This window comes from Microbacterium pullorum (assembly GCF_014836535.1).
GTDB classification, from domain to species: Bacteria; Actinomycetota; Actinomycetes; order Actinomycetales; family Microbacteriaceae; genus Microbacterium; species Microbacterium pullorum.
Window position 1 is genome coordinate 71,761 of the sequence record NZ_JACSQP010000008.1, and the last position, 21,975, is coordinate 93,735.

Annotated in this window: 24 protein-coding genes and 2 tRNA genes; 11 read left to right on the forward strand and 15 right to left on the reverse strand. The window is 67.8% G+C overall.

What is annotated here, in order from left to right:
• Nucleotides 1-9 precede the first annotated feature (9 nt).
• Entirely contained in the window at nt 10-1,713 is a 1,704-nt protein-coding gene (pknB, locus tag H9651_RS12460; RefSeq protein ID WP_191719653.1) for a Stk1 family PASTA domain-containing Ser/Thr kinase, read from the forward strand.
• Here the strand turns inward: pknB and H9651_RS12465 are convergent.
• The 3 genes from H9651_RS12465 to H9651_RS12475 are packed head-to-tail and all read right to left on the reverse strand — an operon-like array spanning nt 1,695 to nt 3,282.
• On the reverse strand, nt 1,695-2,351 hold the full coding sequence (locus H9651_RS12465; RefSeq protein ID WP_191719654.1) for an anthranilate synthase component II: 657 nt from the start codon (nt 2,349-2,351) through the stop codon (nt 1,695-1,697). The two genes, pknB and H9651_RS12465, sit on opposite strands and share 19 nt — an antisense overlap.
• Entirely contained in the window at nt 2,348-2,503 is a 156-nt protein-coding gene (locus H9651_RS12470; RefSeq protein WP_191719655.1) for a hypothetical protein, read from the reverse strand. The genes H9651_RS12465 and H9651_RS12470 overlap by 4 nt, the downstream gene beginning before the upstream one ends.
• Entirely contained in the window at nt 2,503-3,282 is a 780-nt protein-coding gene (locus H9651_RS12475; protein WP_191719656.1) for a class E sortase, read from the reverse strand. The genes H9651_RS12470 and H9651_RS12475 overlap by 1 nt, the downstream gene beginning before the upstream one ends.
• Nucleotides 3,283-3,336: 54 nt before the next feature.
• Here H9651_RS12475 and H9651_RS12480 point away from each other — a divergent pair, with 54 nt between their 5' ends.
• A complete protein-coding gene (locus H9651_RS12480; protein ID WP_191719657.1) occupies nt 3,337-3,576 on the forward strand; it encodes a cell division protein CrgA in 240 nt (79 codons plus the stop codon).
• An 85-nt stretch (nt 3,577-3,661) separates the two neighbouring features.
• Here the strand turns inward: H9651_RS12480 and H9651_RS12485 are convergent, their stop codons facing one another.
• Together H9651_RS12485 and H9651_RS12490 are read right to left on the reverse strand one after the other, a co-directional pair.
• Nucleotides 3,662-4,534 carry a rhomboid family intramembrane serine protease gene (locus H9651_RS12485; protein ID WP_191719658.1) on the reverse strand — a complete coding sequence of 291 codons (873 nt, stop codon included), beginning with the start codon at nt 4,532-4,534 and terminating at the stop codon, nt 3,662-3,664.
• 10 nt (nt 4,535-4,544) lie between these two features.
• Nucleotides 4,545-5,102, reverse strand: a complete 558-nt coding sequence (locus H9651_RS12490) for a peptidylprolyl isomerase (protein ID WP_191719659.1) — start codon at nt 5,100-5,102, stop codon at nt 4,545-4,547.
• 103 nt (nt 5,103-5,205) lie between these two features.
• Between H9651_RS12490 and H9651_RS12495 the strand changes: the two genes are divergently transcribed.
• Entirely contained in the window at nt 5,206-5,793 is a 588-nt protein-coding gene (locus H9651_RS12495; protein ID WP_191719660.1) for a DNA helicase, read from the forward strand.
• 59 nt (nt 5,794-5,852) lie between these two features.
• Complete coding sequence (locus tag H9651_RS12500) at nt 5,853-6,290, forward strand: aminoacyl-tRNA deacylase (RefSeq protein WP_191719698.1); 438 nt, start codon at nt 5,853-5,855, stop codon at nt 6,288-6,290.
• Between the two features lies 1 nt (nt 6,291).
• Here the strand turns inward: H9651_RS12500 and H9651_RS12505 are convergent, their stop codons facing one another.
• A complete protein-coding gene (locus H9651_RS12505) occupies nt 6,292-6,714 on the reverse strand; it encodes an NUDIX hydrolase (protein ID WP_191719661.1) in 423 nt (140 codons plus the stop codon).
• A gap of 212 nt (nt 6,715-6,926) precedes the next feature.
• Here H9651_RS12505 and H9651_RS15050 point away from each other — a divergent pair, with 212 nt between their 5' ends.
• On the forward strand, nt 6,927-7,793 hold the full coding sequence (locus H9651_RS15050; protein WP_191719662.1) for a TrmH family RNA methyltransferase: 867 nt from the start codon (nt 6,927-6,929) through the stop codon (nt 7,791-7,793).
• Nucleotides 7,794-7,796: 3 nt separating this feature from the next.
• On the opposite strand, the gene H9651_RS12515 is transcribed toward H9651_RS15050, so the two are convergent.
• From H9651_RS12515 to dnaA, 9 genes are all read right to left on the reverse strand, one after another.
• Nucleotides 7,797-7,869 (reverse strand) — tRNA-Ala (locus H9651_RS12515).
• Between the two features lie 13 nt (nt 7,870-7,882).
• Nucleotides 7,883-7,956: transfer RNA gene (locus tag H9651_RS12520), tRNA-Ile, on the reverse strand.
• 84 nt (nt 7,957-8,040) lie between these two features.
• The gene (locus tag H9651_RS12525; protein ID WP_191719663.1) at nt 8,041-8,445 is read right to left on the reverse strand and encodes a DUF3566 domain-containing protein; all 405 of its coding nucleotides are present in this window, start codon (nt 8,443-8,445) and stop codon (nt 8,041-8,043) included.
• On the reverse strand, nt 8,442-11,045 hold the full coding sequence (gene gyrA, locus H9651_RS12530; RefSeq protein WP_191719664.1) for a DNA gyrase subunit A: 2,604 nt from the start codon (nt 11,043-11,045) through the stop codon (nt 8,442-8,444). The genes H9651_RS12525 and gyrA overlap by 4 nt, the downstream gene beginning before the upstream one ends.
• A 74-nt stretch (nt 11,046-11,119) precedes the next feature.
• Nucleotides 11,120-13,159: a DNA topoisomerase (ATP-hydrolyzing) subunit B gene (gyrB, locus tag H9651_RS12535; RefSeq protein WP_191719665.1), complete on the reverse strand. Its 2,040-nt coding sequence runs from the start codon at nt 13,157-13,159 to the stop codon at nt 11,120-11,122.
• 122 nt (nt 13,160-13,281) lie between these two features.
• Complete coding sequence (locus tag H9651_RS12540) at nt 13,282-13,770, reverse strand: DUF721 domain-containing protein (RefSeq protein WP_191719666.1); 489 nt, start codon at nt 13,768-13,770, stop codon at nt 13,282-13,284.
• Nucleotides 13,763-14,920, reverse strand: a complete 1,158-nt coding sequence (gene recF, locus H9651_RS12545; RefSeq protein ID WP_191719667.1) for a DNA replication/repair protein RecF — start codon at nt 14,918-14,920, stop codon at nt 13,763-13,765. The genes H9651_RS12540 and recF overlap by 8 nt, the downstream gene beginning before the upstream one ends.
• 51 nt (nt 14,921-14,971) lie before the next feature.
• Nucleotides 14,972-16,123, reverse strand: coding sequence for a DNA polymerase III subunit beta (gene dnaN / locus H9651_RS12550; protein WP_191719668.1), 1,152 nt, complete (start codon nt 16,121-16,123; stop codon nt 14,972-14,974).
• Nucleotides 16,124-16,651: 528 nt separating this feature from the next.
• Complete coding sequence (dnaA, locus tag H9651_RS12555; protein ID WP_191719669.1) at nt 16,652-18,067, reverse strand: chromosomal replication initiator protein DnaA; 1,416 nt, start codon at nt 18,065-18,067, stop codon at nt 16,652-16,654.
• A gap of 304 nt (nt 18,068-18,371) precedes the next feature.
• Here dnaA and rpmH point away from each other — a divergent pair, with 304 nt between their 5' ends.
• Genes rpmH through rsmG form a run of 6 tightly spaced genes read left to right on the forward strand, consistent with a single transcriptional unit; the run spans nt 18,372 to nt 21,561 of the window.
• Nucleotides 18,372-18,509 (forward strand): 50S ribosomal protein L34, encoded by a 138-nt coding sequence (gene rpmH, locus H9651_RS12560; protein ID WP_026302947.1) that lies wholly within the window; start codon nt 18,372-18,374, stop codon nt 18,507-18,509.
• A gap of 8 nt (nt 18,510-18,517) precedes the next feature.
• Complete coding sequence (gene rnpA, locus H9651_RS12565) at nt 18,518-18,856, forward strand: ribonuclease P protein component (protein ID WP_191719670.1); 339 nt, start codon at nt 18,518-18,520, stop codon at nt 18,854-18,856.
• Between the two features lie 17 nt (nt 18,857-18,873).
• Nucleotides 18,874-19,209, forward strand: a complete 336-nt coding sequence (yidD, locus tag H9651_RS12570) for a membrane protein insertion efficiency factor YidD (protein ID WP_225216751.1) — start codon at nt 18,874-18,876, stop codon at nt 19,207-19,209.
• Nucleotides 19,210-19,215: 6 nt separating this feature from the next.
• A complete protein-coding gene (gene yidC, locus H9651_RS12575) occupies nt 19,216-20,397 on the forward strand; it encodes a membrane protein insertase YidC (RefSeq protein ID WP_191719699.1) in 1,182 nt (393 codons plus the stop codon).
• Nucleotides 20,398-20,420: 23 nt separating this feature from the next.
• Complete coding sequence (locus H9651_RS12580; RefSeq protein ID WP_191719672.1) at nt 20,421-20,921, forward strand: Jag family protein; 501 nt, start codon at nt 20,421-20,423, stop codon at nt 20,919-20,921.
• A gap of 16 nt (nt 20,922-20,937) precedes the next feature.
• Nucleotides 20,938-21,561: a 16S rRNA (guanine(527)-N(7))-methyltransferase RsmG gene (rsmG, locus tag H9651_RS12585; RefSeq protein ID WP_191719673.1), complete on the forward strand. Its 624-nt coding sequence runs from the start codon at nt 20,938-20,940 to the stop codon at nt 21,559-21,561.
• Nucleotides 21,562-21,975: the final 414 nt, after the last annotated feature.

A 21,975-nucleotide genomic window follows, 5' to 3' on the forward strand; every position in this document is an offset into this window, starting at 1 on the left:
GGGGTGTCCGTGACGGCTGAGCCGCGCGTGCTTTCGGGCCGCTACCGCATCGATGAGACCATCGGGCGTGGCGGCATGGCCCGGGTCTATCGGGGTTACGATCTGACCCTCGGGCGACCGGTGGCCATCAAGGTGCTCAAGCGCGACCTCGCCGAGGACAGTGCCTTCCGCACGCGGTTCCGGCTCGAGGCGCAGGCGGCTTCCCGCATGTCGCATCCCACGATCGTGCGTGTCTACGACGCGGGCGAGGACTCCGAGACCGATCCCGACGGTTCGGTGCATCCGGTGCCCTACATCGTCATGGAACTCGTGCAGGGCTCGCTCCTGAAGGACCTCGTCGCCGAGGGTCCCCTGCCGGTCACCACCGCCGTGCGGTATGTCGACGGCATCCTCGAAGCCCTCGAGTATTCGCACCGGGCCGGTGTCGTGCACCGGGACATCAAACCGGGCAACGTCATGATCACCGACGCCGGCCAGATCAAGGTGATGGACTTCGGCATCGCCCGCGCCGTCTCCGATTCGTCGTCGACCGTCGCCGACACCACCGCGATCCTCGGCACCGCGGCCTACTTCTCGCCCGAGCAGGCCAAGGGCGAGCCCGTCGACGCGCGCGCCGACGTGTACTCCACCGGCATCGTGCTCTACGAGTTGCTCACCGGCCGCCAGCCGTTCCGCGGCGAGACGCCCGTCGCCGTCGCCTACCAGCACGTCAGCGAGACGCCGCTGCCGCCGAGCGAGGTCAACCCCGATGTGCCGCGTGCGCTGGATGCCGTCGTGCTTCGTGCGCTCGCCAAGGACCCGTTCCAGCGCTTCCAGGATGCCGCGGCGTTCCGGGAGGCCCTCGATGCCACCGTCGACGGCAAGACACCCTCCAAGCGTCAGGTCGGCGCACTCACCAACCAGCTGTACGGCCCCGACCCGCGCCAGGCGCAGGACACCGCCCGGTCGCTCCGACAGCTGAGCACCGACACCACCATGACCCGCACGCAGTCGGGTCCGCCGGTCGCGTGGATCTGGGCGGGCGTGGCCGTGCTGGCGGTGCTGCTGGTCTCCGTGCTCTTCTGGGTCGTCACGATCCAGCCGGGGTCGGGGGTCCCCAGCAACGCCCGCATCGTGCCCGACGCCGTCGACATGGCATACGACCGTGCCGAACAGCTGCTGGAGGACGAAGACCTCGAGCCCGACCGCATCGACGAGCCCAGCGAGACAGTCGCGCCCGGCAACGTCATCCGCACCGTGCCCGCCGCCGGCACATCGGTCGCGATCGGCGAGAAGGTCAACGTCTACGTCTCCACCGGCGTCGAGACCGCGGTCGTGCCGACCCTCGTGGGGCTCGACCTCGGCGCAGCGGAGCAGGCGCTCACCGCCGTGGGGCTGCGGCTCGGCGCGGTGACCGAGCGCAACGACCCGGCGGCAGCCCAGGGCATCGTGCTCGGATCGGCCCAGACCGAGGGGGCGGAGATCCCGGTGGACACCGCGGTGAACCTCGACGTCGCCACCGGTCAGGTGACTCTCGACGATGTGTCGGGCTACACCCTGGATGCCGCGACCCGCGAGCTCGAATCCGACGCGATGCAGCTGACGGTGCTCACCAGCGAAGATCCCTCGTGCCCGGCCACGCCGGGTGGACCCACCGTGCAGTCGCAGTCACTCACCCCCGGTGACGTGCCCATCCACTCCACCATCACCCTGTTCTACTGCACGGGCGAGTAGCCTGCGACGCCGCGGTGGGGGTGGAGGCGAGCCCCGACCGTCGCGGCGTCGGGCACGCCGACGCCGACGAGCCAGTTGCCGAGCAACCGGTAGCCGCCCTCGGTGAGTACGCTCTCGGGGTGGAACTGCACCCCCTCCAGTGGCAGCGTGCGGTGGGCGACGCCCATCACGACACCGGTCGCGGTGCGCGAGGTGACGACGATCTCCGGAGGCAGCGTCGCCGCGACGACCGCGAGCGAGTGGTACCTGCCGGCGGTGAACGGATTCGGAAGGCCCGCGTACAGGGGGCCGCCGTCGTGATGGACGGCGCTGGTCATACCGTGCATCAGCTCGGGGGCATGCGTCACCGTCGCCCCGAACGCCTCCGCGATCACCTGGTGCCCGAGACAGACCCCCAGCAGCGGCATCCGCACCGCCGCGGCCGCGCGCACGACGTCGAGCGAGGCCCCCGCACGGCCGGGTGCACCCGGCCCGGGTGAGATGAGCACGCCGTGGAATCCGGCGATCGCGGCGGGTGAGTCGTCGATCTCGTCGGCCTCGACGACGCATGCCTCTGCCCCCAGGTCGCCCAGGTAGCCCACGAGGGTGTGGACGAAGCTGTCGTGGTTGTCGACGACCAGCACGCGACGCCGCGTCATCCGACGGTGACGTCCTCAGGGGCGACCATCGTGGAGACCCAGGGGAAGACGGCGAAGAACAGCCCGTAGAGCACGCCTGCGGCGAGCACGAGCAGGATGAGCACCCGCACCCACCAGGGACCCGGGAGCACCCGCCAGAGCGCTGCGTACATCAGGCTTCTCCTGCCAGGGCGAGCGCGGCGGGTGCGCCCGCCGCGCGGGGGGTGAATGCGTCGAACACCGCGTAGGCGGCGATGCGCTCCGCGGTGGACCACATCGGGCTGCACGTCGTGAGGGTCAGGTAGCGCCCGTCGGGCGTCGACCCCACCCGCTGCGGCACCGGTTCGAGCACCGCCACCTCGTCGGGGCGCACGTACTCCAGGTTGCGGAAGCGATAGGTGTACCAGCCGTCGGCGGTCTCGATCACGATCGCGTCACCGACCTGCAGCGACGGCACGTTCTCGAACGCGGCGCCCTGGGTGTAGCGGTGCGCCGCGAGTGCGACGTTGCCCAGAGCGCCGGGCATGGCCGTGCCGGGGTAGTGGCCGATGCCGATGGGGTCGAGCACCCGGGACTTGCTGACGCCCTCGGCCACGGCGAACACCCAGCCCTCGCCGAACCGGGGGACGTGCAGGGTGGCGAAGATCTCGGATTCCCCCACCTCGGGGGTGACGATCGGCTCCGTCGCGACGGGGTCATCGATGGCATCCGGCTCCGGCGTCGCGGCAGGCGCAGACTGCTCCGCCGCCCACTGCTCAGTGACCTCGTGTGCCTCCGCCTGACGCTGGCCGCCGATGATCACATCGCCGATCCACATCTGGTAGGCCACGTACAGCAGCACCACGACACCCAGGGTCACGAGCACCTCGCCGATCACTCCGAGCACACTCACCGGGCGCCGGTGGGAGACGCGCTGTCGACGCGTGGGAGGCGCGGTCGCGGCATCTGACACGTGTGAATACTAACCGGCAGGGTGGAGACAGCGCGGGCCGCTAAACTGGCCCGCATGGCACCTTCCGACAAGGGCGGCGACTCCGTCACTGAGCGCACCGAGGGCGACGCGACCCCCAATCCCGTGTGGTTCAAGCCGATCATGTTCGGACTGATGCTGCTCGGCCTGGTCTGGGTGCTCGTCTTCTACTTGAGCAACATGCAGTTCCCGATTCCCGGCATCGATGCCTGGAACCTCGTGATCGGCTTCGGCATCGCGTTCATCGGCTTCCTGATGACGACGCGCTGGCGCTGAGCGCGCCCTCCACAACGCATCCCACACCTGTGAATTACACCGGTGTGATTCATCCCCAGGCTGGGGATGAACCTGTGGATAACTTTCAGCCGTAGACCACGACAGGCACGACCAGCAGCGCGAGCAGCCCGGCCGCGACACCGATCAGCAGCCACATCTGGCGACGTTGCGCGCGGATCGCGCGGGTGCGCGCGAAGATGAATCCCACGAGTGCACCCACGAGGCCCCCGCCGATGTGCGCCTGCCACGAGATGCCCGACCCCGGCAAGAACGTGATCACCAGGTTCAGCCCCAGCAGGATCGCGATCGCGGTGACGTTGACGCCCAGGTGACGCCCGATCACGAACATCGCGCCCAGCAGGCCCCACACGGCTCCGGAGGCTCCCACCACCCACGTACCGGGGGCGAGCAGCGACACCAGCACCGAACCGCCGAGGGCGCTGAGCAGGTACAGCGCGAGGAAGCGGCCGCGGCCGAGCAAGGGCTCGAGGCTGCGGCCCAGCGCCCACAGCGCCAGCATGTTCAGCACGAGATGCCAGAGGCTCGCGTGCACCAGCGTCACCGTCAGCAGCCGCCACGGCTGGAAGCCGATACCGGGGAACAGGAACGCGCTGTTGAAGGCCAGGTAGGCGGTGACCGTGTCACCGATCCCGGGGATCAGGGTGAACAGATACGTCAGTGACGTGACGATCACGATCGCGTACGTCACGAGGGGACGCGTGTCGGTGGCGCGCGCCCGCGCCGGCCCGCGACGCCGCGGCATCCGCGTGACCCGCCCCGCCTGCTGTTGCTGCTGCTGATCGCGCAGGCATTCGGGGCAGATCACTCCCACCGGCATCTGCGTCTGGCATTCCGGGCAGATGGTGCGCAAGCACCGCTGGCACAGCACGAAGCTCTGCCGGTCGGGGTGCCGGTAACAGTAGTTCTCCGGATTGGTGCGGAAGTCCGCGGACGTCACGAGCGTCCGGTCAGACCGCGGTGATGTCGATGGACGAGATCACGACGGGCTCGACCGGGCGGTCGCCCGCAGCGGTCGGGACCTTCGCGATCGCGTCGACGACGGCACGCGAGGCGTCGTCGGCGACCTCGCCGAAGATCGTGTGCTTGCCGTTGAGCCACGGGGTCGGGTCGGTGGTGATGAAGAACTGCGAGCCGTTCGTGCCCTCGGCCTTGCCGGTGATCGCGTTGCGACGGAGCCCTGCGTTGGCCATGGCCAGCAGGTAGGGCTTGCTGAAGGTCAGCTCGGGGTGGATCTCGTCGTCGAACGTGTAGCCGGGACCGCCCACGCCCTGACCGAGCGGGTCGCCGCCCTGGATCATGAAGCCGGGGATGATGCGGTGGAAGATGACGTCGGTGTAGAGGGGACCCTCGCCCGGCTTTCCGGTGGCGGGGTCGGTCCACGCGCCGGTGCCGTCGGCAAGGCCGACGAAGTTCTGCACCGTGCGGGGTGCGTGGTCTCCGAAGAGGTTGACGACGATGTCGCCGTGGTTGGTGTGCAGGGTCGCGACAGCGGTGGGGAGTGCCATGCCTAACATTCTCGCAGAGTTATGCGCAACCACCCCTCCCGCCCGGTGACAGGTCTGGCAAGATAAGGAGAAACGTCCCCGAGCGATAAGGGAGGGCCACCTCGTGAGCCTCAGCCGCAAGCGCAAGAAGGAACTCCGCAAGCTCCAGAAGCAGGCGACCACTCTGTGGGAGAGCCAGCAGGTGCTGGTCGGTGAAGCGGCGACCGTCGCCAAGGAGGCGGGGCGTCAGCTCGGCAAGTACAACCGCGAGCACATCGTTCCGACGATCAACACGGCGTACGGTCAGTACGCCGCCCCCTACGTCGACAAGGCCTCGAGCGTCTCGCGCCACGTGATCAACGACAAGGTGGTTCCCGCCGCCGGTGCCGTCGTCGGTTCCGCGATGTCGGTGTGGGATGCCGCGAACGACACCCGCGCCCGCGTGGCCGCCGGTCGTGGTTTCGCCGCCCCCGACGTGGCGAAGTACTCCAAGAAGGCCGACAAGTACGGCAAGGATGCGGCGAAGAAGATCGCCAAGAAGATCTCCGTCGCTGCCCCCGAGCCGAAGAAGCGCATGGGCGCCGGTGGCGTCATCGCCATCATCCTCGGTGCCGCTGCCGCCCTCGGCGTCGTCTACGCCGCGTGGCAGACGCTGCGCGCCGATGACGAACTGTGGGTGGCCGACGACCCGCTGAGCGCACCCGACGCTTGACGTCGCACACCGACGCGCTTTCTCGAGCCCGCGATGCCGCACAGGCACGCGGGCTCGAGGTGTCTTTCCGCGAGCGTCCCGCCGCCCGCAGTCTGGCCGAGGCCGCCGCGCTCCTGGGCCTGCAGCCCGCCGACATCGTGAAGACCCTCGTCGTCAAACGCAGCGACGACACGTACCTGTTCGCCCTCGTCCCGGGTGACCGCGCCATCTCGTGGCCGAAGCTGCGTGCCGTCGTCGGGGTGAACCGGCTGAAACTGCCGGACGCACAGCACGCCCTCGCCGCCACCGGCTACGAGCGCGGCACGATCGTGCCGATCGGCAGCACCACCGACTGGCCGGTGTTCGCCGACGAGCGCATCGTGGGCAAGCACATCGCGATGGGGGCCGGCGCCCACGGGTACAGCCTGTTCGTCGACGCCGACGCGCTCATCGCCGCCTACGACGCGACCGTGGCCGACATCTCGGTCGAAGCCCCCGCCCAGGACGCACCCGCGTAGGTCAGGCCAGCTTCGCCATCTTGAGTGCGATGTCGACGAGCTTCACCCGCTGCAGCAGCCACACCCCCGGCAGGGGGAACCACTCCGCCCGATCGGTGGAGCCGTCCACCTCGTCGCGCAGCCGCCCCCCGGTGATGCGGGCGGAGTACACGATGCGCAGCGTGTGCAGCGGCCCCTCGCCCTCGGTCACGCGCTGAGTGGCCGGGATCACCCGGGAATGGATGCCGAGCAGCTCCCCGACCGCGACGCGGTAGCCCGTCTCCTCCCGCACCTCGCGTCGCACGGCGTGCTCCGGGTCCTCACCGTCTTCCAGGCCGCCGCCGGGCATCGTCCAGCCCGTCCGTCCGTTCTGATTCCAGTGCGCCAGCAGCACCCGCTCGTCGGCGTCTGTGATGACGGCGTAGGCCGCGACCCGCATCTGCATGGGTGCGACTCTAGCGAGCACCGGCGACACCGCAGCGCACCGGCATCCGTTCACCACAGCTTCGGGGAAAGCCACGGTTTCGGAGGCGATGGCGCACACGGCCCCGAAACACTGCAGATCACCGAAGATGTGGCGGGCGGATGCCGGGCCGAACGGCGGGCGCCGGCGAACGGCCTTGACCTTGACGCTGCGTCAACCCACACGCTGGTGCGGTGACAACGACGATCGCGACGGAGGTATGGGCCCCGGCAACGGTGCAGCCGATCGATGACGTGCGCCACCCGGCGGCTCGCCGGGTGGCCGATGTGCTGCGGAGTCGCTCCGCCAGACCCCGGGTGTTCGTGCTCGACGACCTCGAGAACATCGAGCAGGCCGTCACGAGCGGGATCGTGCTGCACAGCCTGTACGTCACCGGAGCCGCACGCGATCGTGTGCTTCCGGTGCTCGCAGGCGTCGGTCCGGATGTGCCGCACTACGTGCTGGGGGAGGCAGTGGCGCGCGCGCTCTTCGGCGAACAGAAGAGTGCCCGGGTGTTCGCGCTCGCGCACGCCCCTCGGCCGTCGAAGCTGCATGATCTCATCGGCGTCGCCGGCGACGTGGCCGTGCTGGACGGCGTGCGGATCGTCGGCAACATCGGGGCGATCACGCGGACTGTCTGCGCGCTCGGCGCGGCGGGCGTCGTGCTGCTGGACAGCGGGCTTCGCACGACGCTCGACCGCCGTCTGATTCGCGCCAGCCGCGGCCTGGTGTTCGCGACACCGGTCATCCTCGCCGGTCGCGCAGAGTGCGTCGACTTCATCCGACGAGAAGGACTCACGGTCGCTGCGCTCTCGGCGGATGCAGCGCAGCCGCTGCGCGCCATCCGTGCGGTGCACGAACGCCTCGCGCTCGTCTTCGGAGGCGAGCGCGAAGGCATCGGCCCCGAGCTGAACGAGGTGACGACCTACCGCTACGCGATCCCCATGAATTCGATGGTCGACTCCCTCAACGTCTCCGTCACGGCCGGGATCGCCCTCTACGAACACGCATTCAGGGAGCAGAAAACCCCGGAATCACGGGGATTCCGGGGTTCTGTCTGACTGTGGAGCCTAGGAGATTCGAACTCCTGACATCCTGCTTGCAAAGCAGGCGCTCTACCAACTGAGCTAAGGCCCCCGGGGCTGTGTTGTGGGGCTACCAGGACTTGAACCTGGGACCTCTTCATTATCAGTGAAGCGCTCTAACCGCCTGAGCTATAGCCCCGTCTGCCGTGATTCCTCATCGGCAACCTCCAAGACTTTACCTGACGCGACCCGGTTTCACGAAACCGAGTCGCGCCCGGGCGCGTCAGTTGGAGGTGAAACCGACGAGAAGCCCGCCGGTGATCTTCACCATCAGGTTGTAGATGCCGGCCACGACCGCGCCCAGCACCGTCACGACGATGAGGTTGAGGATGGCCACGATCGCCGCGAACGCCATGACCTGCGGCAGCCCGATGAACGACGTGAGCGACACCGTCCCATCGGTGAAGGCGACGAACAGCTCATCCATCTTCGCCAGCAGCGTCGTCGCCTCGAGCACCATGTACACCAGGAAGATCGACACGACCGTGACGACGGCGAGGGCGACGGCGGCGAGGAAGGACAGCTTCACCGCGGACCAGAAGTCCACGTAGACCAGGCGCAACCGCACCTGCTTGGAGCTGGTCTTGCTCGACGACTTCTTCGCCAGCTTGTCGGCTACCGTGCTCATGCGTCAGTACTCTCTTCCGGGGTCTCGGGGGAGGTGGTCCCTTCGGCGGACTCACGGGCCGGTGCCTCGGGATCAACTGCGGCTGAGGCTGCCGCTTCGGCCGCAGCCTCGGCACGTTCTGCCAGGCCACGCTCGCCGTTTCGGGCGATGGCGAGGATGCGATCATCGTCGGCGGGTCGTGCGAAGACGACCCCCATGGTGTCGCGCCCCTTGGCAGGCACCTCGGCCACGGCAGAGCGTACCACCTTGCCGCTGGCAAGAACCACCAAGACCTCGTCGTCCTCACCGACGATCAGACCGCCCGCGAGATCACCGCGATCCTCATTGAGTTTGGCCACCTTGATGCCCAGACCGCCGCGGCCCTGCACGCGGTATTCGCCGACGGCGGTGCGCTTGGCGTAGCCGCCCTCGGTGACGACGAAGACGTACCCGCCCTCGTGAGCCACCGATGCCGACAGCAGGCTGTCGTCATCGCGGAACGACATGCCCTTGACGCCCTCGGTGGACCGGCCCATGGGGCGCAGCGACTCATCGGTGGCGGTGAAGCGCAGCGACATGCCGTGGTGCGAGATGAGCATGATGTCGTCGGTCTCGTCGACCAGCAGGGCGCTGACGACCTCATCGTCCTCCCGCAGGCGGATGGCGATGATGCCGCCCTGACGGTTGGTGTCGTACTCGGTCAGGCGCGTCTTCTTCACCAGTCCACCGCGCGTGGCCAGCACCAGGTAGTGCGCCGCGGAGTAGTCGCGGATGTCGAGGATCTGCGCGATCTCCTCATCCGGCTGCAGGGCGAGCAGGTTGGCGACGTGCTGACCCTTCGCGTCGCGCCCCGCCTCGGGGACTTCGTAACCCTTCGAGCGGTACACGCGGCCCTTGTTCGTGAAGAACAGCAGCCAGTGGTGGGTCGTGGTGACGAAGAAGTGCTCCACGACGTCGTCGGCGCGCAGCTGCGCACCCTTCACTCCCTTGCCGCCGCGGTGCTGCGAGCGATAGTTGTCGCTGCGCGTGCGCTTGATGTAGCCGGCACGTGTGACGGTGACGACCATCTCCTCCTGGGGGATGAGGTCCTCGATCGACATGTCGCCGTCGAACCCGTGCAGGATGTGGGTGCGGCGCTCGTCACCGAACTTCTCGACGATGCCGGTGAGCTCGTCGCGGATGATCTCACGCTGGCGCAGCGGGCTCGCAAGGATCGAGTTGTAGTCCGCGATCTTGATCTCGAGCTCGGTGGCCTCGTCGACGATCTTCTGCCGTTCCAGAGCCGCCAGGCGACGCAGCTGCATCGACAGGATGGCATCCGCCTGGTCGCTGTCGATCTCGAGCAGGGCCTTCAGACCCTCGCGCGCCTCGTCCACGGTGGGCGAGCGGCGGATCAGCGCGATGACCTCGTCGAGCGCGTCGAGCGCCTTCAGGTAGCCGCGCAGGATGTGCATGCGCGCCTCGGCTTCACGCAGGCGGAAGCGGGTGCGACGCACGATCACTTCGACCTGGTGTTCGATCCAGTACGAGACGAACCCGTCCAGCGGCAGCGTGCGGGGCACGCCGTCGACGATCGCCAGCATGTTGGCGCCGAAATTCTCCTGCAGCTGGGTGTGCTTGTACAGGTTGTTGAGGACGACCTTGGCCACGGCGTCGCGCTTGAGCACGATCACGAGGCGCTGACCGGTGCGGTCGGAGGTCTCGTCGCGGATGTCGGCGATGCCGGTGAGCTTGCCATCACGCGCGAGGTCGCGGATCTTGGCCGCGACGTTGTCGGGGTTCACCTGGTAGGGCAGCTCCGTGACGACCAGGCACGTGCGGCCCTGAATCTCTTCGACGTTGACCACGGCGCGCATCGTGATCGACCCGCGACCGGTGCGCTGGGCTTCACGGATGCCGCGGGTGCCGAGAATCTGCGCGCCGGTGGGGAAGTCGGGGCCGGGGATGCGCTGCATGAGCGCCTCGAGCAGCTCCTCGCGCGTGGCATCCGGATTCTCCAGTGCCCACAGCGCCCCGTCGGCGACCTCGCGCAGGTTGTGCGGCGGGATGTTCGTCGCCATGCCGACGGCGATGCCGACGGAGCCGTTGACCAGCAGGTTCGGGAATCGCGCGGGGAGCACCGAGGGCTCCTGGGTGCGACCGTCGTAGTTGTCCTCGAAGTCGACGGTGTCTTCGTTGATGTCGCGCACCATCTCGAGCGCGAGCTGGGCCATCTTGGTCTCGGTGTAGCGGGGGGCAGCGGCGCCCATGTTGCCCGGGGAGCCGAAGTTGCCCTGGCCGTCGGCCAGCGGGTAGCGCAGCGACCACGGCTGCACGAGACGCACGAGGGCGTCGTAGATGGCGCTGTCGCCGTGCGGGTGGTACTGACCCATGACCTCGCCGACGACACGGGCGCACTTGGAGTACGCCTTGTCGGGGCGGTAGCCGCCGTCGTACATGCCGTAGATCACGCGGCGGTGCACAGGCTTGAGACCGTCGCGCACGTCGGGAAGCGCGCGACCGACGATGACGCTCATCGCGTAGTCGAGGTAGCTGCGCTGCATCTCGACCTGCAGGTCGACCTGGTCGATGTTGCCGTGCTCGTACCCGTCGATCGGGGCAGGGCGCATGTCGTCAGTCATTTCGTTCTCTCAGTCCGGTGGTCTCGGTCCGCTGGTCGAGCGCTCGTTCGGGGCACGAGGGCAGCGAGACCACGTCAGATGTCCAGGAAGCGCACGTCCTTGGCGTTGCGCTGGATGAATCCGCGCCGCGCCTCGACGTCCTCGCCCATCAGCACCGAGAAGATCTCGTCGGCTGAGGCGGCGTCGTCGATGGTGACCTGTCGGAGCGTGCGGGTCTCGGGGTCCATCGTGGTCTCCCACAGCTCCTTGGCGTTCATCTCGCCCAGACCCTTGTAGCGCTGCACCCCGTTGTCCTTGGGGATGCGCTTGCCGGCGGCCTGACCTTCGGTCAGCAGCACGTCGCGCTCCCGGTCGCTGTAGACGTACTCGTGGTCGGCGTTCGTCCACTTCAGGCGGTACAGCGGCGGCTGGGCGAGGTAGACGTAGCCTGCCTCGATGAGGCCGCGCATGTAGCGGAAGAGCAGCGTCAGCAGCAGCGTCGTGATGTGCTGGCCGTCGACGTCGGCATCGGCCATGAGCACGATCTTGTGGTACCTGGCCTTCTCCACCGAGAAGTCCTCGCCGATGCCGGTGCCGAAGGCGGAGATCATCGCCTGGATCTCGGCGTTGCCGAGCGCGCGGTCCAGCCTCGCCTTCTCGACGTTGAGGATCTTGCCGCGCAGCGACAGGATCGCCTGCCGCTCGGGATCGCGGCCGCTCACGGCCGACCCACCGGCGGAGTCACCCTCCACGAGGAAGATCTCGCTGATCGAGGGGTCCTTGCTCGTGCAGTCCTTGAGCTTGTCGGGCATGGATGCCGACTCGAAGACGCTCTTGCGTCGTGCGGTCTCGCGCGCCTTGCGTGCGGCGAGGCGTGCGGTGGCGGCGTCGATCGCCTTGCCGATGACGCGTTTGGCCTGCACCGGGTTGCGGTCGAGCCAGTCGGTGAGTTGATCGCCGACGACCTTCTGCACAAAGGCCTTCGCCTCGGTGTTGCCGAGCTTGGTCTTGGTCTGACCCTCGAACTGCGGCTCGGAGAGCTTCACCGAGATGACGGCGGTGAGACCCTCGCGGATGTCCTCGCCGGTGAGGTTGTCATCCTTCTCCTTGAGCATGCCCTTCTCGCGGGCGTACTTGTTGACCAGCGTGGTCATCGCCGCGCGGAAGCCCTCTTCGTGGGTGCCGCCCTCGTGCGTGTTGATCGTGTTCGCGAAGGTGAAGACGTTCTCGGTGTAGCTCGTCGTCCACTGCATGGCGAGCTCCAGCGAGATGTGGCGCACGGTGTCTTCGGACTCGATCTCGATGATCTCGTCGTTGACGACCTCGGCCTTGCGCACCTTGTTGAGGTACTCGACGTAGTCGACGAGGCCCCGCTCGTAGTGGAAGTCGTCGTGTCGGAGGCGCTCTTCGGAGGTGCCGTCGGGCAGGTCGACCGGGTACGCCGCATCCGGCCGCTCGTCGCTCAGCGTGATGCGCAGGCCCTTGTTGAGGAACGCGGTCTGCTGGAACCGGGTGCGCAGCGTGTCGTAGTCGAAGTTCACCGACTCGAAGATCGTCTCGTCGGGCCAGAACTCGATGGTCGTTCCGGTCTCGGTGGTCTCCTCGGCACGGGCGAGGGGTGCCTGCGGCACGCCCCCGTCACGGTAGGACTGCCGCCACGCGTACCCCTGACGCTTGACCTCGACCTCGAGGCGGCTGGAGAGCGCGTTGACCACGGAGGAGCCGACGCCGTGCAGACCGCCCGAGACGGCATATCCACCGCCACCGAACTTGCCGCCGGCGTGCAGGACCGTGAGCACGACCTCGACGGTGGACTTGCCCTCGGCGCGATGGATGTCCACGGGGATGCCGCGGCCGTTGTCGACCACGCGGATGCCGCCGTCGGCGAGGATCGTCACGTGGATGGTGTCGCAGTAGCCCGCGAGGGCCTCATCGACGGAGTTGTCGACGATCTCGTACACGAGGTGGTGCAGGCCCCGCTCACCGGTGGAGCCGATGTACATGCCCGGGCGCTTGCGAACGGCCTCGAGGCCTTCGAGCACCTGGATCTCATCTGCCCCGTACTCCGTGTGCGTCGCCGACGCCGGTCGCGATTCGGGTTCTTCGGAAACGCTGTCGGGGTTCTGAGACGTCATAAGTTTCGAGCGCTCCACATCGATCGTGCCTGAGCGTCCAGTCTATCGGGTTTCCATCCCTTCGCGGGGCGAGAACGGCCCTGTCGCGCCCGGAAAACGTTCGGAATGCCACCGGTCGTGGGTCAGCCGTAGGTATCGCGAGCACCCCGCCCTGGAACCGCTCTGCGGCCCCATTTCCAAGAGGGGACGTCAGGCCCGATGAAGCGGATGCTCGATACCCCCGCCTCGGGGAAGCGCCGCGCGATCTCGGTGACGATCGTCGCGCGCATGAGCGTAAGCTGCCGGGCCCACGCCGTGGAGTCGCACTGCACGGTGAGCACGCCGTCGCCCAGCGCGACGGGGGAAGCGTGCTGCGCCGTCTCGGCGCCGGCGACACGCTCCCACTGCAGCACGAGATCTTCGCGCGCGAGCTGCGAGTCCCAACCCGACGCGCGGGTGAGGGCGGCCACGACGTCACCGAGCCCGCGCGGATCGCGGCCCGGCGTGAACGGCGCGTTCTCGTCATCGACGACCCTGCGGCGCTTGCGCCTGGAGCCGCGACTGGTCGGCTCGAGGCCGCGAAGGCGCATGTACGTCGCGATGGTTTCAGGAATGTGCGCGGGATCAGTCATTCTGCTCCCCCAGAATACGCCCGCCCTCGACCCGGACGGTACGAGCGCGCAGCGCCGGAGGCACGTCGTCGTCGACGGCCGCGGTGACGACGACCTGCTCATAGCCGGCGACGAGACCCGCGAGCCGGCTGCGCCGGTCGGCATCGAGCTCGGCGAAGACATCGTCGAGGATCAGCACGGGGTCGCCCAGCCGCGACTCGGCGCGCAGCAGCTCGGCTGACGCGAGCCGCAGTGCGAGCGCGACCGACCACGATTCGCCGTGCGAGGCGTATCCCTTCACGGGCAGTCCGCGCACGCGCAGCAGCAGGTCGTCGCGGTGCGGACCGGTGAGCGTGAGCCCGCGATCGAACTCCGCCGAACGCCGCGTGGCCAGTGCCGAACGGAACCGGGCCTCGATGTCGGCGGCATCTGCGGCGGAGGCGGCGGCCACCGCGTCTTCTTCGGGGTCGGCACCGTCGACCGAGAGGGCCCAGACCAGCTCGGGGCTGTGATCGGCGCCGGCGATGGCGGCATACGCGTCGACGAGGGGACCGGTGAGTTCACCGGCGAGGGCGAGTCGGGCACGGATGACCTGAGTCCCCAGCGTGACCAGCTTGTCGTCCCAGACGTCGAGTGTGGTGAGCGCATCGCCGCGGATGCCGCGGGCCTTCGCCGACTTCAGCAGGGCCGTCCGCTGCTTGAGCACCCGGTCGTAGTCGGCGAGCACCCCGGCCATGCGGGGTGTGCGCTGGATGAGCAGCTGATCGGCGAAGCGGCGGCGCGACGACGGATCGCCCCGCACGATCTGCAGGTCTTCCGGGGCGAAGAGCACGACCTGCGCGTAGCGCGGCAACTCCGATGGCTTCACCGCTGCGCCGTTGACGCGCGCCTTGTTCGATCCCTGCCGGTTGAGCTGTGCTTCCAGCTGCACCCGGCGCTCACCGTGCGCGAGCCGCGCCCGCACGATGGCGGCATCCGCCCCGTGACGCACCATCGGGGCGTCGTTCGAGACCCGATGCGACCCCAGCGTCGCGAAGAACGCGATGGCTTCGACCAGGTTGGTCTTGCCCTGGCCGTTACGCCCCACGAAGACGTTCGCGCCGGGCGACAGCGCGACGTCGGCGACCGCATAGTTGCGGAAGTCCACGAGGCTGAGCTGCTCGACGATCACCGAATCACCCTCCTTCGCAGTTCCGACAGCCTGCGCTGTCGGGTGTGCAACTCAGCGCAGGAGCAGGTTCGGCTGCAGCAGGTACTTGAACGAGCCCTCGCCGGCGCGGTCGACCGAGGTCTGCGCCGTGATGAGCACGGGGCTGAGCTTGTTCGCGTTCTCGCTCGAGGTGAACGTGATGCGCGTGAACTCGCTGCGCACCGCACCCAGGGCCTCGATGAGGTACTGGGGGTTGAGGCCCAGCGTGACGTCCTCGCCGATGAGCGTGGCATCCACCGACTCGGTCGCACGGGCCTGCTCGGTGCCGGAGGCATCCATCGAGACTCCTTCACCCGTGAACGTGAACCGCAGCGGTGCGGAGCGGTCGAGCACGAGCGACACACGGCGCACGGCCTCGATGAGCTCGGCGGTGTTGACCACCGCGTGGTGCTCGGTCTGCTCGGGGAACAGGCGCCGGACCGGCGGGAAGTTGCCCTTGATCAGCAGCGACGTGACCGTCTTGTTGCCCGCGGTGAACGCGATGATCTCGCGGTCGCCTGAGCCGGAGAAGGCGATCGAGATGTCGCCGGAGTGCGCGAAGGTCTTGCCGACCTCCGTGAGGGTGCGAGCGGGGACCAGTGCCGTCGTCGATTCCTCGGATCCCGCCGCGCCGCCGTCCCACGGCAGTTCGCGCAGCGCCACGCGGTAGCGGTCGGTGGCGACGAGGCTCAGCTGCGTGCCCGAGACCTCGAGCTGCACACCGGTGAGCACGGGGGTGACATCGTCGCGCGACGCGGCGAAGGCGACCTGTGCGATCGCGGTTGCGAAGTCATCGGCCGGGACGAGACCCGATTCACCCGAGACCTCGGGGATCGCGGGGTACTCCTGCACCGGCATCGACGAGAGTGTGAAACGGGCGGAACCGCAGGTCAGCAGGATGCTGCCGTCGTCCTCGATGCTCATCTGGATCGGGGCGTTCGGGAGCTTGCTGGCGATGTCGGCGAGCAGTCGGCCGTGCACGAGGATCGTGCCCGGGTCGTCGACCGTGGCTTCGATCGTCGTGCGGGCGGAAGCCTCGTAGTCGAAAGCCGAGAGCGACAGGCCGTCTTCGGTGGCTTCGATGAGCACGCCGGCGAGGATCGGCTGCGGGTTTCGCTGCGGCAGAAGCTTCACGACGAACGACACGGCCTCGCTGAAGACATCGCGATTGACGTGGAACTTCACAAGTTCTCCCTTGTCGGCGGGTATGGGCTCCCATGCTACTGCCCACAAGGTGACGTCCCGGAAGTCGCGGTCGCCGGTCGCGTCACGGTGATGGACCTGGATCTCAAGAGAAAGTTCTTGTCATGGTGTTAACGCCTGTGGAAACTGTGGATAACTCTCGCGATCCCAGTCGAGACACTGGAACTACAAAGATGTCATTTGTGAGTTGCCTGCGGATTGGCGTGTTTCCGCGGGAGTCGGGACACCCCTTCGAAGGGGCGGTCATCCACAGGCTGGCCGAATCCACTCACAATCTCATCGGCGTGCCCCACAGTTATCCACAGGTTGTCCACAGTGTGAAAAACAGGAATCATCACGGTCTCGGGCGGGGCTGTCAAGCACGAAAACCGGGCATACGTCGATGCGAGGGTATGCGGCGGCCGGCATGGCAGCCAGGGAACGCTCAGCAGCGCACGTGTGCGCCGAGGGGGTTCGCTACGACCGGGCACGCCGAACGGAGCGGCGGCGGCTGGAGCCGCCCGCGGAGGGTCAGCGGCCGTTGCGGCCGAGCTGAGTGGTGATCTCCGAGACCTGGTTGTAGATCGAGCGGCGCTCCTTCATGAGCTCGCTGATCTTCTTGTAGGCGTACATGACCGTGGTGTGGTCGCGGTTGCCGAACAGCTGACCGATCTTCGGCAGCGACAGGCTCGTGCGCTCGCGACACAGGTACATGGCGATCTGCCGTGCCGTGGCGACGGCCTGGGATCGACTGGAGCCGTACAGATCGTCGACCGACAGCCGGAAGTACTGGGCCGTCGCGGTGATGATGTCGGTCGGGGAGACGACGTTCGCGTCGTCGTGGTCGACGATGTCGCGCAGCACCGTCTGGGCGAGTGAGATATCCAGCGAGGAGCGGTTGAGGCTCGCGAATGCCGAGACGCGGATGAGCGCGCCCTCGAGCTCGCGGATGTTGGAGGAGACCTTCGTCGCGATGTACTCGAGCACCTCGTCCGGAACGAGGAGGCGCTCGGACTGGGCTTTCTTGCGGAGGATCGCGATGCGGGTCTCGAGGTCGGGGGCCTGCACGTCGGTGATGAGGCCCCACTCGAAGCGGCTCCGCATGCGGTCCTCGAACCCGGTGAGCAGGCGCGGGGGCAGATCGCTCGTGATCACGACCTGTTTGTCGTGATCGTGGAGCTGGTTGAACGTGTGGAAGAACGCTTCCTGCGTCTCGGCGCGCCCCTGCAGGAACTGGATGTCGTCGATCAGCAGGATGTCGACCTCGCGGTAGCGCGCTTGGAACGCGGCACCGCGGTTGTTCGCGATCGAGTTGATGAAGTCGTTCGTGAACTCTTCGCTCGAGACGTAGCGCACGCGGATGCCGGGGTACAGGCTCAGCCCGTACTCCCCGATCGCATGCAGCAGGTGGGTCTTGCCGAGTCCCGAGTCGCCGTAGATGAACAGCGGGTTGTACGCCTTGGCCGGAGCCTCGGCCACCGCGACGGCGGCGGCGTGCGCGAACCGGTTGGACTGGCCGATGACGAAGTTGTCGAAGGTGTACTTCGGATTGAGTCGGGTGTCGCTGCGCGACGGCGGTGCCACGGGCTCCGGGACCTCGGCGATGGGGCTGCGCACCACGATGGGCGCGGCGGCCGGCTGCAGCGGGATCGGTTCACTCAGGTGCGCGTCGGCGAGCTCGGGGTTCACCACTACGCGGAAGGTGGATGCCGCCGGCTCCGCGTCGACGCGGGCGAGGGCTTCCATGATGGGTGCCCGCAGACGCTTGTTCAGCTGTGCCGCGGTCAGCTCGTTCGGCACGTCGAGGTAGAGCGTTCCACCCATCACGCCCTGCGCGACGGCGAGGCTCAGGAATCCCTGTAACTGCGGGGTGACGCGGTCATCTCCGGTGAGTTCGTCGAGCACGGCGCGCCAGACGGGGACGTCTGGAAGGTCCTGCTGTGACATTGCGACTCCGGGGATCGATGCGCCGTGGCATCCGCCGCACTCGGAGGGCGGGCCTGTGGATAACGTGCGTGGGTAACGCTAATCAGCGAGCCTTGCGTCCGCCAAATCCACTGTAGGCCGCGGCTGCGTGTCATTGCGAGGTTCGAGGGGAGTCGGTGGATAAAGTGTCGGCCGCTGGCGCCCGGTTTGAGTTCTCGCGCGGCGCGACGTACCCTTAATCGGTTGACTTATGCCCATTCGGGCAGTCCCCTGTACCCGAGTCCCCGGCCAGCTTTCCGGTGACCGCCGATCCGGAGTGATCCTCATGAGCAAGCGCACTTTCCAGCCCAACAACCGTCGCCGCGCCAAGAAGCACGGTTTCCGTGCCCGCATGCACACCCGCGCCGGCCGCGCCATCCTGTCGGCTCGTCGCGCCAAGGGGCGCACCGAGCTCTCGGCCTGACCCCAGCGGTGCTCTCGAGGCCGAACCGCCTCACACGCGGCATCGAATACCGCGCGGTTGTCCGCGGCGGGCGGCGATGTGGGGGCACCCACACCGTGACGTATGTCGCGCCCGCGATCGGTGGGCAGGTGCCGAGGTTCGGTTTCATCGTGAGTAAGCAGGTCGGCGGAGCCGTCGTGCGCAACACCGTGCGCAGGCGACTCAAAGCCGTCTGCGCCGAGGTGCTGGGCGACGCCGTCCCCTCGGGCGATGTCGTGATCCGCGCCCTGCCGAGTGCGGCTGAGGCTCCCTACGCGGAGCTGCGCAACGACGTACGCCGATGCCTGGCGAAACGGGCCGTGTCATGAGCACCGCGACCCTGCCCATGGCATCGGTAGGCGAGGCGACCCTCGACCCCACACAGACGTGGCGCATGCTTCCGCTCATCCCGCGCAATGCCGGCCTGGCGCTGCTGCACGGGTACCGCGCGACGATCTCGCACGTCTACGGCGACGTCTGCAAGTACTACCCGTCCTGTTCCGCCTACGCCGTGGGTGCCGTGCAGCAGCACGGTCTGGCCAAAGGCATCGTTCTGTCGGCCGCGCGACTTGCGCGCTGTCACCCCTGGGCCGCGGGTGGGATCGACGATGTTCCGTCGCATCCCCACTTTCGCCACGATCTGACTCGGCACGGATTCGTCGTGCCCTCCGGAAAGGACTGATCCGTGCTGGATCTCTTCGCTTCGACCCCGGTGCCGGTGGTGCCGACGCCCCCCACTCCCCCGCCGGGTGAAGGTTTCGACCTGTTCAGCACCTTGATGTGGCCGTTCAAGTGGCTCGTCGAGATGATCCTCGTGTTCTGGCACTGGCTGTTCACCGCCGCAGGGCTTCCCGCGGCCGCCGGCGCCACGTGGGTGCTGTCGATCATCGGTCTCGTGATCGTCGTGCGCTCCGCGCTGATCCCGCTGTTCGTGCGGCAGATCAAGAGCCAGCGCAAGATGATGGAAATCGCCCCTGAACTGCGAAAAGTTCAGGAGAAGTATCGCGGCAAGAAGGATCAGCTCTCTCGTGAGGCCATGAGCCGCGAGACGATGGCGCTGTACAAGAAGCACGGGACGACGCCCGTGTCGAGTTGCCTGCCACTGCTCGTGCAGATGCCGGTGCTGCTGGGCATGTTCTACACGCTGAGCGATGTGAAGCGTCACGCCGAGTGGGGTGTCGGTGGTGTCGGGCTCCTCAACGCCGAGCTGACGAAGCAGTTCTACGACGCCCAGTTGTTCGACGTCGCGCCCCTGCACACGAACATGATCGAGGCGATCAACCTCGGACAGACGGCGACGGTCATCATCCTCGTCATCCTCGTGGTGCTGATGATCGCTTCGCAGTTCATCACGCAGCTGCAGATCATCTCGAAGAACCTGTCGCCCGAGGCCAAGACCGGCCAGGCGTATCAGATGCAGAAGATCATGCTGTACGTGCTGCCGCTGGCATTCATCTTCTCCGGTGTCTTCTTCCCGCTCGGTGTCGTCATGTACTGGTTCACGTCGAACCTGTGGACCATGGCGCAGCAGTTCATCGTGATCCGCAACCTCCCGACCCCGGGGTCCGAGGCGGCCAAGGAGCGCGAAGAGCGCCTTGCTCGCAAGGGCAAGGCACTGGATGCCAAGGGTCGCGTGATCCCCCTGGAGAAGTACCAGGAGGAGCAGCGTCGCCTGGCGGAGGAGGCCGAGCGCGCCCGCGCCGCCACCCCGAAGCGCCAGCAGCCGATGGGTAAACAGCGCGCCAAGAAGAAGCAGCCGCCCAAGGCGGGCGAGCCGGCTCCGAAGGCCGCACCCAAGCCCTCGAAGGGCGGCGAGCAGCGTCCGAACGGCGGCCCGTCGACCACGCCTCCGCCGGCACCGAAGTCCTGACCGATCGCACCAAGGGAACCGACATGACCCTCTCCCCCGAATCCGCGGAGTCCACGGAAGCCACGGTCGAGCAGCTCGAGCAGGAAGGCGACATCGCCGCCGACTATCTCGAAGAACTGCTGGACATCGCCGACATCGACGGCGACCTGGGGATGGATGTGCGCGGCGGGCGTGCGTACGTGTCCGTCGAAGCCGACGAGTCGGGTTCGTTGGCTCGGTTGAGCCACCCCGATACGGTGCAGGCCCTGCAGGAGCTGACGCGTCTGGCCGTGCAGAACCGCACCGGCCGCTTCTCGCGCCTGATCCTGGACGTGGGTGGGTCTCGCGACGCGCGGCAGAAGGAACTCGAGGTGCTCGTCGACCGTGCGATCGCGCGTCTCGACGAGGGCGCGTCGCAGGCATCCCTGCCGCCGATGTCGAGCTACGAGCGCAAGCTCGTGCACGATGTCGTGTCGTCGCGCGGCTTCATCTCCGAGTCCTACGGCGAGGGCGCCGACCGCCACACGGTCATCCGTCGCTCCTGATGTTTCACGTGAAACGATGACTTCCCTCGAGGCGGAACCCGCCGCCGCAGTCGAGATCTTCGGCGATCGCATCGACACCGCGCGTGCCTTCACGTCTGCCCTCGCGGCGCATGGCGAGGAGCGCGGACTCATCGGGCCGCTCGAGCTGCCGCGGCTGTGGACGCGTCACATCCTCAACAGTGCTGTCGCCGCTCCCCTGTTCTCCGGTCGTGTCGGTGACGTCGGATCCGGCGCCGGCCTGCCGGGCATCGTGCTGGCGATCGCCCGACCCGATGTGGAATGGGTGCTCATCGAGCCCATGGAACGCCGCGTGGCCTGGCTCAATGAGCAGGTGCGCGACCTCGCCCTCGACAACGTCGAGGTGCTGCGCGATCGAGCGGAAGACTGGAAGCGCGGGCCGGTGCTCGACGCAGTGACCGCGCGGGCCGTGAGTGCGTTGCGCACGCTCGTGCCCCTGACCGCTCCCCTGGTGCGCGACGGCGGCGAGCTGATTCTGCTCAAGGGCGCGAACGCCGCCAACGAGATCGCGGCAGCCGAGAAGGTCATCCGCAAGTTCCGGTTGTCGAACGTCCGGGTCGAACCGGTGGGTGAGGGCCTCATCGAGGAGCCGACGCGCGTCATCCGCGCCACAGTGCGCTGACCGGCGCTGCTGTCGCCGCCGCGTCGTAGGAGCCGCCGGCCGATCTGCGATGGGTGTGGCGTTCGCGGGCGTGTGCTCTTGCGGTTGTTCTGCGCTCAACTCGATCTGTGATTCGACGTGCGCAGCTCTTGGTCCCGATCGCGCGAGGGGTCACCAGGCTCGCGCTGGCCAACCCCGGTGGCGCTGCCGACAACCATGGTCACGGCGAGCCAGGACAGACCCCAACGGACTGCAGTGGTCGTCGGGTGGGGTCAGAACAACCCGAATCGGACCGATTTCTGCCGTGCCCGACCTCTCTCGATCGCGCTTAGGATGGCGCTCACAGCACTGAAATCGGTGCGTTATGGGTCGGGTCGAGCGCGCCGACGCCCGCAACGGGCGGCGTCGCCGGCATCGCGGTCGCGCGGCGGCCGG

Bases quoted from the DNA above. Each gene is read 5' to 3' on its own strand.
- H9651_RS12540 (WP_191719666.1), bottom strand. From the start codon at position 13,770: ATGACTGATCCCGCGCACATTCCTGAAACCATCGCGACGTACATGCGC.
- H9651_RS12505 (WP_191719661.1), bottom strand. From the start codon at position 6,714: ATGCAGATGCGGGTCGCGGCCTACGCCGTCATCACAGACGCCGACGAG.
- H9651_RS12470 (WP_191719655.1), bottom strand. From the start codon at position 2,503: ATGTACGCAGCGCTCTGGCGGGTGCTCCCGGGTCCCTGGTGGGTGCGG.
- H9651_RS12525 (WP_191719663.1), bottom strand. From the start codon at position 8,445: ATGAGCACGGTAGCCGACAAGCTGGCGAAGAAGTCGTCGAGCAAGACC.
- rsmG (WP_191719673.1), top strand. From the start codon at position 20,938: ATGACTTCCCTCGAGGCGGAACCCGCCGCCGCAGTCGAGATCTTCGGC.
- H9651_RS12480 (WP_191719657.1), top strand. From the start codon at position 3,337: ATGGCACCTTCCGACAAGGGCGGCGACTCCGTCACTGAGCGCACCGAG.
- dnaA (WP_191719669.1), bottom strand. From the start codon at position 18,067: ATGTCACAGCAGGACCTTCCAGACGTCCCCGTCTGGCGCGCCGTGCTC.
- H9651_RS12490 (WP_191719659.1), bottom strand. From the start codon at position 5,102: ATGGCACTCCCCACCGCTGTCGCGACCCTGCACACCAACCACGGCGAC.
- H9651_RS12580 (WP_191719672.1), top strand. From the start codon at position 20,421: ATGACCCTCTCCCCCGAATCCGCGGAGTCCACGGAAGCCACGGTCGAG.
- gyrB (WP_191719665.1), bottom strand. From the start codon at position 13,159: ATGACGTCTCAGAACCCCGACAGCGTTTCCGAAGAACCCGAATCGCGA.
- yidD (WP_225216751.1), top strand. From the start codon at position 18,874: ATGGCATCGGTAGGCGAGGCGACCCTCGACCCCACACAGACGTGGCGC.
- gyrA (WP_191719664.1), bottom strand. From the start codon at position 11,045: ATGACTGACGACATGCGCCCTGCCCCGATCGACGGGTACGAGCACGGC.
- H9651_RS12465 (WP_191719654.1), bottom strand. From the start codon at position 2,351: ATGACGCGGCGTCGCGTGCTGGTCGTCGACAACCACGACAGCTTCGTC.
- rpmH (WP_026302947.1), top strand. From the start codon at position 18,372: ATGAGCAAGCGCACTTTCCAGCCCAACAACCGTCGCCGCGCCAAGAAG.